This is a genomic window from Sodalinema sp. (genome assembly GCF_046483825.1).
Classification (GTDB): Bacteria; Cyanobacteriota; Cyanobacteriia; order Cyanobacteriales; family Geitlerinemataceae; genus Sodalinema.
Genome location: NZ_JAWOCL010000071.1, coordinates 34,912 through 48,542 on the forward strand (window position 1 = coordinate 34,912; position 13,631 = coordinate 48,542).

The following is a 13,631-nucleotide window of genomic DNA, read 5'->3' on the forward strand; positions in this document are numbered from 1 at the left end:
CCCAAAATTGAGGTCTGCTGGTTTGGCATGAGGTTTAGCTTGATACTTCCTAGGCGTTCCCTGGCTGAGCCAGGGAACGAGGAGGGGGGAAGTTAACGTAGCACTCGGTTGAGATTCCAGGAGTTTAGGGTTTTATCGGAAGCGCCGCTGATTAAGGATTGACCGTCGGCGCTAAAGTCAAAGCTTACCCAGCCTTGATGGGATTTGATCTGACTGAGGCTACCGCTTTCGGTGTGCCAGAGGGAGATATCGCCGTGAACATCGCCGCTCGCGAGCAGGTATTCTAACCCGAGACTGGAGGACACGGGGAAGGGGCTAAAGGCCAGGGAAACGACAGCATTGCGGTGCAGGCTATTTTGACGAAACGGGCGACCACTGCGGATATTCCACAATTGTACGGTTCCATCTTTGCTCCCGGTGGCGAGGGTTTCGCCGTCGGGACTGACGGCGACTGACCAAATTTCTGAGGAACTCGATACCAGGCCGCGTAGATGGTGACCGGTTTTCCAGTCCCATAGGTGAACTTTGCCATCGGCGCCAGCGGTGACGAGAAAGCGGTGATTGGGACTGAAGGCTAAGCTGTGAACTTCGCCGTTGTGGGCGTTGAGGCTATGGCGGGGGGTGGAGTTGCGATCGCGCAGTGGGTAGTTAAAATGATCGACCGCATCCCAGAGTTTAACGGTTCCATCGCGACTGGCACTGGCCAAGATGTCACCGTTGGGGCTAAATTCTAAATGATGAACGTCATCGTAATGTCCATGCCAGGTTGCCAGGAGGTTGCCTCGCTGCATATCCCAGATTTTGATGGCGTTGTCGTTGCCGGTGGTGGCTAGGAGTGTGCCGTCGGGGCTAATGGCGACGCTGAAGACGGCTTCGGGATGAGCTTGGAACTGGGTGGGTAAGTTGCGATCGCTATGACGAATTTCGATGCTCCCGTCTCCCCGTCCGCTAACGATGGACCCATCGCGACTGACGGCGAGGGTCCAGATCGCATGAATTCCTTGACTTAGGGTTTCCATCCGGGGGCCAGTCGGGCTGCCTTTGCTGGGAATCGCTTTATCGAGATCAGGGGAGCTATTGAGGCTCGGACTGGCCGATTCGCCGTTGAATCGCAGTTGAGGGGCTTGTTGTCCCCAGAATTGCAGTAGGGTGAGGGCAAAGGAGGCGGCGAGGAGTCCCGAGAGGGGACGGAGGACGAGAAGAGCGTCCCAGTTGATGGGTAAGTCAAAGCGATTGAGGTCTTGCAGGGCTGTCTCGGCGGTCTGGTAACGCTGATTCAGGTCGGGGTTTAGCAGACCGTTTAGCACCCGAGTCAGTTGGGGGCTGATGGAGAAGCGGCAGCGATCGCGCCAGTGCCAGGTTCCCTGACGATCATCGTAGAGGTCAAAGGGAGATTGACCGGTGAGTAGATGGACACAGGTGACGCCGAGGCTATAGAGGTCGCTACTGGGGAGGGGATGTCCTTCAATTTGTTCAGGGGCAGCGTATTCGGCGGACCCACTGAGGGCTTCGGCGTCGAGTCCGTTGGGGCTGGCGGTGCAATGAAGGGCGCTGAGATCGACGAGGACCCATTGTTCGTGGCACTGAATCAGGTTTTGCGGTTTGATGTCTCGGTGCAGGAGTTGGCGATCGTGGAGATCCTGTAGAGTCGGTAAAATCTGATTGAGCAGTTGCCGAATTTGGGCTTCGGTCCAGGCCCCTTGCAGTTGTAGGTATTCTTCGGCGGTTTTGCCGTGGATGTATTCATGGACGAGGTATTGGCTGCTCTCGTCGTCAAAGGCGGCCCGTAAGCTGGGTAGGTGAGGATGGTCGGCCAGTTGTTCCCAACGCATCAGCACGGGATAGGGGAGGGGTAATTCGCCTCGGCGGCGATCGCGCGATCGTACGACACAAAAGGTCTGAGATGGGGTGTCTTCGTCTAGGGCCAGAACCGTTCGTCCATCATGGCTCAGTGATTTTAAAACTCGGTAGCGTCCTTTAATGGCCAAACTTGGGACCGCCGTGTCGGGGTGGGAGGCTGGGGTAGACTGGGGGCGTGGGGAAAAGTTTTCGCTCATAGTTATGAAGGGGCTAACGGTGTGAGGAAGAAAAATCCTCTTTTCAGGTTAACGCTTTCTTCCTCATTCACCCTCATTCAGCGTGGCCCTCCCTCGTCTAAGTCGGGTTTAGGTCACGATTCTCAGAATTTTTATCGCTGTTTCTGGGCTATTCACATTACGAAATGTTGCAGTCTGGCCCTCAACGCCAAGATCGGCCGATAAGTAAAAATACTGATATTACCTGGATTTATCGCCAGTCATCTTTATTTCTGTTTCTTGTACAGTATTGCTTGAGATAACGAATTGTTGATTTCTGTAACATTAGCCACAATTTAGGTAGACGGGATCGGCGGGGGCTTCTAACCTGATAGGGGTTAGCCCAGAGATGTTGACTTAGGTTCACTAAGGTGGGCTATATCCGAGAGTCAGGTTAGACCGGGACGTCGGATGTAGGACATCAGACGTAGAACTGGGTCGTTTTGTAGAGTTTTGTAAAGTTTGCTTAGGTCATCTTCGTTACATTCGAGGCCGGTTTTCGGACCCATCCTCGGCGGCTGCGGCTGCGGTTTCCTTGGAAGCGCAGTCAGTCAGATGGCTCCTCAATCAAGGCTCCTTGGGATTGAGGCGATCGCAGCATCAAACGCCAGTGCGAAGATAATCCAGACCGAAGGGTCACCCATATGCCCATTTGAGCGGCTTAAAATCTTTACAAAACGTAACTCACAAATGCTCTGTGGCAGTGTATAAATTTATCGGAAGGGCATGAGCAATTCGACGGAAGTTGAGTTTCAGCGATTTTCGCGCTCTCTCATCTAAGACAAAAACATTCTCAGTTTTGTCGGCTGTCGGTTTCTCACCCAAGGCTACCGTCTAGGAGCCAAACCGTTAAAATATCTCGTTTGAACTAGACCAGCCCATCTCAAGTTAAGTAGGAGATTAATTCATGTTCGACGCATTCACTAAAGTCGTCTCTCAAGCTGACGCTCGTGGCGAGTACCTCTCTGCCTCCCAGCTCGATGCACTGCAACAAATGGTTGCAGATAGCAACAAGCGCATGGACTCGGTTAACCGGATCACCAGCAACGCTTCGACCATCGTTGCTAACGCAGCTCGCGCTCTGTTCGCTGAGCAGCCCCAACTGATCACTCCCGGTGGAAACGCTTACACCAGCCGCCGCATGGCTGCGTGCTTGCGTGACATGGAAATCATCCTGCGTTATGTCACCTATGCCATCTTCTCTGGCGATGCTAGCGTCCTCGACGATCGCTGCTTGAACGGTCTACGTGAAACCTACGTGGCTCTGGGAACCCCCGGTGCTTCCGTTGCCGTCGGCGTTCAAAAAATGAAAGAAGCGGCTCTGCAAATCGCAGGCGATCCTTCTGGAATCACCCCCGGAGATTGCAGCAGCCTGATGTCTGAAATCGGCACCTACTTCGATCGCGCTGCCGCTGCTGTTGCGTAATTCGCACCCCTTGCAGTCTGGTCATCAGACGTCATCGATACACCATATCGATTCCAACTTTCAAAATTAATTTGAAACTGTAACACAGGAGATTATTCAACAATGAAAACCCCGTTAACCGAAGCCGTCGCCGCAGCTGATTCTCAAGGTCGTTTCCTGAGCAGCACCGAAATCCAAACCGCGTTTGGTCGTTTCCGTCAGGCTAACGCCAGCCTGCAAGCTGCTCGCCAACTGACCGACAAAGCTCAGTCTCTCGTGGATGGCGCTGCTCAAGCGGTTTACAACAAGTTCCCCTACACCACCCAAATGCAGGGACCGAACTACGCTTCGACCGCCGAAGGTAAAGCCAAATGCGCGCGTGACATCGGTTACTATCTCCGCATGGTCACCTACTGCCTCGTGGCTGGTGGAACTGGTCCTATGGACGAGTACCTCGTTGCCGGTATCGACGAAATCAACCGTACCTTTGAACTGTCTCCGACCTGGTACGTTGAAGCTCTGAAATACATCAAAGCCAACCATGGTCTCTCCGGCGACTCCGCTGTTGAAGCCAACTCCTACCTCGACTACGCGATTAACGCTCTAAGCTAGATCGCCTTTCTAGCCCGGAACGGTAAGCAGCTACAGAGCATCAATGCTTGGAGTTGTTTTCTGTTCCGGGCTGTTTTTATATCCGTCGTTAAAAAATTAGGAGGATAGACTTTGGCTATTACTACCGCTGCAACCCGTCTCGGCACCTCGGCCTACGATGACACGAACCGAGTCGAACTGCGCCCCAACTGGACGGAAGACGACGCTCAGATTGCCATCCGTGCCGTCTACCGTCAGCTTCTGGGGAACGATTACGTCATGGCATCAGAACGCCTGACGAGTGCTGAATCGCTATTATGCGATGGCAGCATCACCCTGCGCGAGTTCGTTCGCTGCGTGGCTAAGTCTGAATTGTATAAGACAAAGTTCTTTTACACCAACTTTCAGACTCGCTTTACCGAGTTGAACTACAAACATCTGCTCGGACGCGCCCCCTACGACGAGAGCGAAGTAATCTTCCACTTGGACTTGTACCAAAACGAAGGCTACGACGCTGACATCGACTCCTATGTCGATTCCGTCGAGTATATCGAGAACTTCGGCGACAACATTGTCCCCTACTATCGTGGGTTTAACACCCAGCGGGGTCAAAAAACCGTGGGCTTCACCCGTATGTTCCAGTTGTATCGCGGTTACGCCAACAGCGATCGCGCCCAACTGCGAGGTTCAGAATCCCGTCTAGCTCAAGAACTCGGACGCAACAGCTCATCAGCCGTTGTTGGCCCCTCCAACTCAAACGAAGGTTGGGCCTATCGTCCCTCGAAAGCTGGGGTTGCGCCTTCTCGGACTTATGGCTTGTCCGGTCGCAACGACGCCGATACTCGGATGTACCGCATTGAAGTGACGAAAATCTTGGGACGGAACTATCCCAACAACCTGCGTCGTGGTGGAACCCCCACCGTGCGTCGCAGCAGCCGTTCCTTCTTTGTTCCCTACAACCGCCTCTCCCAAACCTTACAACGCATTCAGCGTGAAGGTGGGAAAGTGGCCAGCATCGAACCCGCTAACTAAAACGGGTTAACACCGGAGAATCGAGGTCAGACTGGCAAAGACCTCGGTTCTCCCTTACCGTTGAGAGAAGAGGACAGATCACCCCGGTCCCCTCCCTGAAACAATCACAGTATGGATTCGGTACACCCAATACAGAGGAGTTGAGAAATTACGATGATGGGTTCTACAGCGCTCAACAGTAGCACTCCGTCTGGGAGTCGTATGTTCCGCTATGAAGTGCGCGGACTGCGTCAGTCTCCCAGCACTGACAAGAATGATTATCCCATTCGTAGCAGTGACAGTATTTTTATGACGGTTCCCTATAACCGCATGAATGAAGAAATGCGGCGGATTACCCGGATGGGTGGAGAAATTGTCAGTATCCAGCCCCTTGAATTTGACCCGGAAGGCAGTTCTAACGGAAAATCCGAAGAGTAAGCGCAAGTCTCGTTTTTTCATGCAGCCGTCTGAAACCGAAGTCGCGATCGCAGCCGAGTCTTGGACAACGGAACAGGCGATCGCCAATTTACAACAAACCGACGACCCCAGCACTCGCTACTATGCAGCTTGGTGGCTGGGGCGTTTTCGTGTCCGTGACGATCGCAGTCTGGAGGCTCTCATTGAGGCTCTCGGCGATACCATAGATCGCTCCCCCGGTGGCGGCTATCCCCTCCGTCGTAACGCCGCCAAAGCCTTAGGTAAACTCGGAGACCTACGAGCCGTTCCCGCTCTGATTGACAGTTTAACCTGTGCCGATTACTACGTTCGCGAGTCAGCCGCTCAAGCCTTAGAAGCTCTCGGGGACTCTCGGGCCATTCCCGGTTTGCTGGCCCTTCTCGACGGAGGCGTAGAAGCCGCTGTTCGCGTCCCCGGCAAACCGCACCTGGTGCAGCCCTACGATGCGATCCTAGAGGCCTTAGGGGCCTTGAAGGCAACAGAAGCCATCGAGCCGGTGCATCCCTTTTTAGAGCATGAGGTAGCCCGAGTGCGCTTTGCCGCCGCCCGAGCGCTCTACCAATTGACCGGAGACGAGCAGTATGGCGATCGCCTCATCACCGCCCTACGCTCCCCTGAATTACAACTACGGCGGGCCGCCCTAATGGATGTCGGGGCCATCGGCTATCTCAAAGCCGTCACCCCCGTCGCCGAAACCTTAGCCGAAAATAGCCTCAAACTCATTGCCCTCAAAGGGATTTTGGAACATCACCTGGCTCAAATCGATGACCTAGACGAAGCGGCCATCGAGATCATGACCCAGATGGATAAGCTGTTATAACAACTGACCGTTTCATGACCCTCGACTCTCTTCTTGCTGACGTTGACCACGCCGATTCTGCGGTCGGTTTGCTCATGGCCGTGCGATCGCTGGCCCAAACCGGCGATCCCCACGCCATCCCCAAACTCATCGAAGTCTTAGGCTTCAACAATCCCGGCGCAGCAGTAGCCGCCGTTCAGGGATTAGTGACCATCGGAGAACCCGCCGTCGCTCCCTTATTAGAGCATCTCGACGGCTATAACTATGGCGCCAGAGCCTGGGCCATTCGCGCCTTAGCCGAAATTGGCGATCCTCGCGCCCTAGACATCTTACTCAGCGCCGCCGCAGACTTTGCCCTCAGTGTACGACGAGCCGCCGCCCGAGGTCTCGGGACCCTACAATGGCAGGCCTTAGAGCCATCCGAGCGCGTCCTAGCGCAAAAACGGGTGCTTGAGCGATTACTCGAAACCAGCCAGGATCCTGAATGGGTCGTCCGATATGCGGCCATTGTCGGCCTAGAATCCCTCGCCAGAGGACTCGATGACCCCGAATTACGAGACCCCATCAAGCAATGTTTGCAGCAGCTGCGTCAAAGCGATGCAGAAGTGGCCATTCGAGGGCGATCGCAGTTGGCGCACCACCAGTTAATGACGACCGATTAGACCACCGGTTAAGACTTAACGCCGAGAGGGATCGATGTATCGTTCTCCCTCTCAGCCGATCGAGTCCAACCTCGATGGAGATCCCCCCTTAAATCAGGCGGGAACCGTCCGCTTGAATCACCTGAGTTGCCTCAAATTCAGGAACTCCCAGAGAGGATACATCATCATCAAAACTGCCAATCACCGTCACAAACTGACCCGGTTGAACCGGTAACACCCCTTGGCGCTCATCCCAGAGCGTTTCCACCTCAAAACGTCCGTTGGCGGTATCCAGGAGAAAGTCCTCTTCATCCGTCAAGCGGACCACCGTTCCTTCTAGGGTTTGTCCCGAGAAATTGGTGAGGGGATCAGGCGTCGAGTCAGGCGTCGAGTCAGGCGTCGAGTCAGGCGTCGAGTCAGGCGTCGGTTCAGCACCAGGACTCAAGCGGGTAATCTCATTGCTGTCGATTTCGCGGCCGTCAAACTCATCAACACGCACCATCAGGCGATCGCCAACCGATAGATTAAGATTGCGAGCATCCGTTCCTTGAGGATCGACAATATATTGAGTACCATCGACATCGAGCAGAAAGTCATCTCCATCATCCCAGAACCCCACCAACGTACCGGTTACATTACGATCCGAATCGACCATTGGAGATCCCGTGAGGGGGTCATCAGATGGGGGGGTAGGTGCGGGGTTTCCAAACCCAACGGCGATGGCCTGATTAAATTCCACCGATCCCGTCGCACTTCCCAGGCGTCCTTCCCGAGCGCCGTGATAGCGAAAATGCTCCCAGCCTGAGGAGACACTATTCGCCGCCACAGCCGCCGCCACATCGGGATTAGCTTGCAGATAAAAGTTTTCGTCAAACAGATCCGGAAGCCGTCCTTCGAGGGCGCCATGGTCCCAGAAATGTTGAACCGGATCGACCCCCGCCGCCGCTACATCGGGGTTTTCTTGCAAGTAGCGATCGCCGTCGAACCCATTCAGCCCAGACCCCGGTGTCGTTGTGGGGGCGCCTGGAGTCGCCGCTGCAACGCGAGTGATACTGCTGCTGTCGATTTCGCGACCATCAAATTCATCAACACGCACTTCTAGGGTATCCCCAGGAGAGAAGTTGAAATTACGAGCATCCGTTGACTGGGGATCGACAATGTACTGAGTTCCGTCCGCGTCGAGGATGAAATCATCGCCATCATCCCATAAATCCACGAAGGTTCCGGTGATGATTCCAGAGGCGGGGCTGTTTGGAGAGGAGTCAATAACGCTCATGATCGGTTGTTGAGTCTTGAAGTTGAAGGGTCAAACATCTGGCGGCTGTTCGCCTGATAGGTATGACTATAGGGAGTGATAATGACCCAAAAATGACGATTTAAAATTCAACGATCGCCACGAGCGCTAGACCGACTCAACCCGTAAATTCACGAGTATCTTTGGGCGATCGCCATCTAAATCGGCTCAGCAGTAACGTAAATTTACGGGTTCAAGAGATAGATGTCAATTGCTTAGGTCTCGCTTGAGAACTTTCTCCCATGGAGATATCAGACAATCCGTTCGATGTTGCGGAATGCCATGACAATTAAACTATCCTCTTCTTCCAAATGGTCAAAATGACTCGGTTTAGGATTGAGGAGAATCGCACCATTGCCCCGTTTAACGCCCAGGAGTAATAGGGGATTATTGGGATGCTTGGCACTGTAATTACTAATCCAAGTTCCCAACTCAGGAAACCGTTTTCCAAATAACTCCGAGGGATAATTACCCGGCTGAATAAAATAAAACTCATTCGAATCATCAGAATAGGTCAACAGTTGCTGATAGACCACCGACATATTCCTGAAAATGGCACTTTGGGCAATAATTCCCGAACTATAGTCCCGAGCCGAGACCACCTCATCGACTCCCGCCTCTTGCAGATGGCGGCGGCGATCAAGATTGACCAGTTCAGCAATAACATGAATATCCTTTTGTTTGCCCGGTGTTTGTTCTAAATGCTTCACCGCCAAAGCAATTAAGGCATTCTTTTCATCAGGCCCAGTACTCTCATCATCGGCGAGTAAAATGATGGCCTTGGCTTGAAACGCTTGTAAATCTTCTAGGGTGACATGATGCGTGGGATCTGCCTGAATGAAATGAACATTCTCAAAATTATGGAAATCTCGGGCATCGACCACTTCCGAGGCAGAGACAACCAAAATATCTAAGGCTTCTCCATGATTAGACTCTAGTAATTGTTGGATAATGCTCGCCGCTTTTCCATTCCAATTACAGAGGATAATGTGATTGTTAAATCGCTTCATTTGCTTTTGTTTCCAGAGAGCATGAGTCACAAATAGAGAGGAGATTTTACCGATAATTGTCCCAAACAAAAATGTGCCAAAAACCAATAAAAAGAGCTGAATGATTCGACCTGGAATCGTTCTGGGTTTATCAGGATATTCCCCCATGAGGGTAATAATGACATTTTCCAGAACTTCCCATAAGTCTTCTCCTGATTCAGCCGTTCCCTCACTCCAAGCTAAAAGGACCACTGTCCCTAATAACAAGACGACAGCAGCCAGAATCCCCAAGATTAACTTGAGACGACTATTTTGTAACTTGACCATCGGCACCCATCCCGTTTTGTTAATTAAGACTTTCGGCGATCGCCTGTTCTAATTCACCCTTCGAGAGGCTCGTGAGAACAAAGACTTCCTGAACCGTTTTCCCCCCACGGGCGATCGCCTTATAGCCTCCTCGAATCGGCACCGACACCCGTAACTTCAACCTAGGAATATGACCGCGCGATCGCGAAATCACACCCGGCGTAATCGTGCGGATTCCTTGCCAAAGCACCAAGCGCTCCAACACTGGAATCAAGCCATCGACATGAGTCGAATGATTCAGAACGAGACGTCCACTATCTTTAGAAGCCATAAATTAAAAAACTCCAAAAACTCAAAGAAACAACAGGAATTACAAGTAACAAAAACCCCGATTTTCAGACTCTGAAAATCGGGGTTAATCATCATTTACTCAGACCCAGGGGGCTGGCTATCCTTGACCTTTTTCGGGCGTGGTGTCGGGCGATTTCCCTTCGCAGCGGGGCCGGACTTGCGGCGGCCGGGGCGACGATTCTGGGGAGACTTCGGGCGAGACTGACGTTTAGGAGGCATCACCCCCATATTATTCCCCGTCAGGATCACCAAATCTTGGCCCTGACGCTCGACCTCAAACGACCAAAAATGGCGTAAGGCTCGTCCCGAGACCGTCCCTTTGAGCGCAATCTTAAAAAACTTCGGTGGTTGTCCCGCCTTACGGGGTCCTTGACGGATTTTAACAATCACGCGACTGTCTTCTTCTGAATAAAAGACGACCTCACCGCGAACCGAGAAATAGCCCTCATGAACCTCCTCAGACGACACCGGAGGAAGTTCAGGATCTTGATCCTCTTGATTGAGGTTTTCGGGTTCCCAAACGCCAACAATTTGGAGATGGAGATTTCCATCGCGCTGGCCCGTTCTGGGATACACCACCCAAAGATGGTCTTGGTCCAAGTCAATGTGGTTTTTAACCAAACTCATGACTCGTCCCAACAACACCGCCTCAACAATCGTGTCATCACTGGTATGAAGCGCTCCCTGAGTCACTTGCTCCTCAGAGGGCATATAGCGGCCGCGAACGACGCCAATCGCTCGATATTGTCGGGGTTCACTCGGGGGAGGAATAGGAACCGGGCGTTTAGGCGCTTCAGGCTCAGGTTCAGGCTCAGAGGCGACTGTTTCCGGAGTCGGTGACGGCTCAACCGGTGGGGGAACGGGGGGTTTTGGGCGTAACAAAGCATCCGCTCCCGATTCACGAGGAGCGTCAGAGACGGACTGTTTAGGGTCTTCTGGATTGGGAGGATGGAGTGGAGACGGCATGGTATCATTAAAATCGGAATTTGGACGAGAAGAGGAACTCATAAACCCTCCTAATAGCGGAGATACATCCATTGATAACCCTGCTGACTCATCGACGACAGCCTGAGTCAAGACAGTCAAACACGGACAATTTACTGTAATAGAATCCTTTTACAGCAATTGTTTTAGGCTTAACTGACGTACTATAATGTCTGTCAAATGATGACTCAGCAGACTTCAAAACAAGCTCACTAGCGCAGCCAACACCTGACAGGGCGAGGATGACCAGAAGCCACGGGGAATGGCGATCGCGGTTGCGAAACCCGGTTCCACTGGCCAATGGATATCACCAACAATCACAAATCGTTAGAACCATTGGCCAGCACGCCGAGTTAGATCAACTATCTCACATTCCACCTTAACGATTGGTTTCAGGTCTGTCGTTAACAAATCGGGAACCTCTCGTCAGTCGGCGTGAATCATCCATCAAGACGAGCCAACCCGTGACCACGAAGAACCTGCACCAGAAGCCGGTTATCCCCAATGGACATCAAACGCCTCAATCTTAGCCTTGGCAGTAGCCAACCGTCTTGAGGTTCCGCTCAGATCAGCCAATTCCCGTGCGGGTTTGACTTTGTTCAAGTTGTTCGAGGAGGGTGCTGCGATCGCGGGCCGGAGGCAAACAACTCAACCCCTGACAGACCAACCCCACCGCTCCTTCTGGGAGTTGGTTGACCACCTTAAACACCGTAGCCGGCAAATAGCGCCGTTTCAACACCTCCAACTCAGCCGCCGTCGTCCGCACCAGCGTCGCATTCTGAAACCAATCGAGTCCCGCAAACAAACTCGGGCAGGCTTGGGGCATTTTCTCCAAAATCGGCAAAAATGCCGTTAACACCGCTTCAGCCCGCTGCAAATAGAGCAATTCCTCACTGTAGAGAGACAAACGCACCAAATTACACACCGCTACCCCATTGGCGCCCGGCGTGGCATTATCCGTATAAGACCGTTCCCGGACAATCGCCCCGCCACGGGTATCTTGAGCCGCATTATAATAGCCGCCTAACTCATCACTCCAGAGATGCTCATCAAACTCCGCCTGCACATTAATAGCCGCATCGAGATAATCCTCAGCCCCGGCTTCAACTAAATCCAAAAGCGCCTTCACAAATAGCGCATAATCCTCCGATTGAGCCAACACCGAGGGAGTTCCATCATAATTGAGGCGATAGAAGCGGCCCTCAATCCATTGATGATCGAGAATAAAATCCGCCGTGCGACGGGCCATGGCCAAATCGTCCGGCATCTCAAAGGCCACCGAGGCCCGGGCCAACCCAGAAATCACCAAACTATTCCAGGCGACAATCCCCTTGGTATCCGTAACCGGAGGAATGCGCCCCGGCCAGACTCGGGTTTTCGCCTCATGATTATCTCGCGCTGGGGCGATGGGGGTCTCTGGAGTGGCCTCGGCCCCGTAGCGTTGGCTAAATAGGCGTTGTAGGGCTTGCTCGGCGATCGCACTCAAAGAACCACTATGGCGACGTTGTAAAACAATCTTGCCCTCAAAATTCCCCGATTCAGAACTATAAAAAGCCGCCTCTAACGCCTGATACTCCTCATCACTGAGACTCTCGTGTAACTCAGCCGCCGACCAGACATAAAACGCCCCTTCCTCGGGTTCCGCCTCCTGAGGATCACTGAAATTATCGGCATCTTGAGCCGCATAAAAATAGCCCTCGGGTGCCATCATCTCCCGTTTAAGCCAAGAGATCGTCAGGTGTACCGCCCGTTCGATGGCCGCATCTTGGCTTCCCGAACACCAAAGATTGGAGAGATACTCTAAAATTTGCCCATTATCATAGAGCATCTTTTCAAAATGTGGCACCGTCCAAGTCGCATCAACCGTATAGCGGTGGAATCCTCCCGCCACCTGATCCAAAATCCCTCCAAGAACCAAATCAAAGCCCCGTTGCTCACAGCGCGGTTGAGCCACAAAGTCCTTATCTAACTCAAAGCGGGTTCCTCGCAGCGCCGTTTGCGCATAGGGCATCATGGGAAAACAGGGCGCTCCCTCGGGTTCGAGGATGCGAATACTGGCTTCTAACCCCCGTTGTAGGAGTCCATCGTCTAAGAGAGAGGACTGGCCCATGGCCTTAAGTTGCGGCGGAATCTCGGCGGCCTGTTGCAGGGCCGTCAGCATATCGTGACTAATGTTGTCTAGTTTTTCTTTTTCGTTGTCATAGTAGTCCCGTAACTGGGTCAACACTTGCAGAAAACTGGGACGACCGTAACGGGGTTCGGCGGGGAAATAGGTTCCGCCATAGAAGGGAACCAGGCTATCGGGGAGGAGAAAGAGATTGAGGGGCCAGCCTCCTTGTCCCGACATCAGTTGTAAGGCCTGCATATAGAGGCTGTCGATATCAGGGCGTTCCTCGCGATCGACTTTAATCGGGACAAACTGACGGTTGAGATACTCTGCAATCTCGGAATCTGAGAAGGCTTCTCCTTCCATGACCGTACACCAGTGACAACTCGAATAGCCCACGGAAAGAAAGATGGGTTTATCCTCCTGGCGGGCCAGTTCGATGGCTTCGTCACACCAATACCACCAATCAATGGGATTCTCGGCGTGTTTACGAAGATACAGACTTTGACTGCTCGCGAGACGATTGGTCATGATTCTATCGGATGAATGAGTAGACAGGGGTGAGTGGGCCAGAACGCAGCATCGAGTGGATGGCGATCGCCGATAATCCCATCGTGACGGA

12 protein-coding genes are annotated in these 13,631 nt (G+C 52.8%); 6 read left to right on the forward strand and 6 right to left on the reverse strand.

What is annotated here, in order from left to right:
* Positions 1 to 92: 92 nt before the first annotated feature.
* Complete coding sequence (locus tag R6U67_RS04685; RefSeq protein WP_410251478.1) at positions 93 to 2,057, reverse strand: protein kinase domain-containing protein; 1,965 nt, start codon at positions 2,055 to 2,057, stop codon at positions 93 to 95.
* A gap of 925 nt (positions 2,058 to 2,982) precedes the next feature.
* Between R6U67_RS04685 and R6U67_RS04690 the strand changes: the two genes are divergently transcribed.
* The 6 genes from R6U67_RS04690 to R6U67_RS04715 all read left to right on the forward strand — a co-directional run bounded on the left by R6U67_RS04690 (position 2,983) and on the right by R6U67_RS04715 (position 6,999).
* Positions 2,983 to 3,501 carry a phycocyanin subunit beta gene (locus R6U67_RS04690; RefSeq protein ID WP_087709575.1) on the forward strand — a complete coding sequence of 173 codons (519 nt, stop codon included), beginning with the start codon at positions 2,983 to 2,985 and terminating at the stop codon, positions 3,499 to 3,501.
* 102 nt (positions 3,502 to 3,603) lie between these two features.
* The gene (gene cpcA, locus R6U67_RS04695) at positions 3,604 to 4,092 is read left to right on the forward strand and encodes a phycocyanin subunit alpha (RefSeq protein ID WP_170188221.1); all 489 of its coding nucleotides are present in this window, start codon (positions 3,604 to 3,606) and stop codon (positions 4,090 to 4,092) included.
* Between the two features lie 111 nt (positions 4,093 to 4,203).
* Positions 4,204 to 5,103: a phycobilisome rod-core linker polypeptide gene (locus R6U67_RS04700; RefSeq protein WP_410251479.1), complete on the forward strand. Its 900-nt coding sequence runs from the start codon at positions 4,204 to 4,206 to the stop codon at positions 5,101 to 5,103.
* 153 nt (positions 5,104 to 5,256) lie between these two features.
* Positions 5,257 to 5,520: a phycobilisome linker polypeptide gene (locus tag R6U67_RS04705; RefSeq protein ID WP_410251480.1), complete on the forward strand. Its 264-nt coding sequence runs from the start codon at positions 5,257 to 5,259 to the stop codon at positions 5,518 to 5,520.
* Between the two features lie 19 nt (positions 5,521 to 5,539).
* A complete protein-coding gene (locus R6U67_RS04710) occupies positions 5,540 to 6,358 on the forward strand; it encodes a HEAT repeat domain-containing protein (protein WP_410251481.1) in 819 nt (272 codons plus the stop codon).
* 14 nt (positions 6,359 to 6,372) lie between these two features.
* Positions 6,373 to 6,999, forward strand: a complete 627-nt coding sequence (locus R6U67_RS04715) for a HEAT repeat domain-containing protein (protein WP_410251482.1) — start codon at positions 6,373 to 6,375, stop codon at positions 6,997 to 6,999.
* An 88-nt stretch (positions 7,000 to 7,087) separates the two neighbouring features.
* Here R6U67_RS04715 and R6U67_RS04720 read toward each other — a convergent pair whose 3' ends face one another.
* From R6U67_RS04720 to R6U67_RS04740, 5 genes are all read right to left on the reverse strand, one after another.
* Positions 7,088 to 8,254, reverse strand: coding sequence for a hypothetical protein (locus R6U67_RS04720; RefSeq protein ID WP_410251483.1), 1,167 nt, complete (start codon positions 8,252 to 8,254; stop codon positions 7,088 to 7,090).
* A gap of 269 nt (positions 8,255 to 8,523) precedes the next feature.
* Entirely contained in the window at positions 8,524 to 9,588 is a 1,065-nt protein-coding gene (locus R6U67_RS04725; RefSeq protein WP_410251484.1) for a potassium channel family protein, read from the reverse strand.
* A 19-nt stretch (positions 9,589 to 9,607) separates the two neighbouring features.
* On the reverse strand, positions 9,608 to 9,898 hold the full coding sequence (locus R6U67_RS04730; RefSeq protein WP_410251485.1) for a DUF2103 domain-containing protein: 291 nt from the start codon (positions 9,896 to 9,898) through the stop codon (positions 9,608 to 9,610).
* Between the two features lie 95 nt (positions 9,899 to 9,993).
* Positions 9,994 to 10,884, reverse strand: a complete 891-nt coding sequence (locus tag R6U67_RS04735; protein ID WP_410251486.1) for a hypothetical protein — start codon at positions 10,882 to 10,884, stop codon at positions 9,994 to 9,996.
* Positions 10,885 to 11,470: 586 nt separating this feature from the next.
* Complete coding sequence (locus R6U67_RS04740; protein ID WP_410251487.1) at positions 11,471 to 13,540, reverse strand: thioredoxin domain-containing protein; 2,070 nt, start codon at positions 13,538 to 13,540, stop codon at positions 11,471 to 11,473.
* Positions 13,541 to 13,631 lie beyond the last annotated feature (91 nt).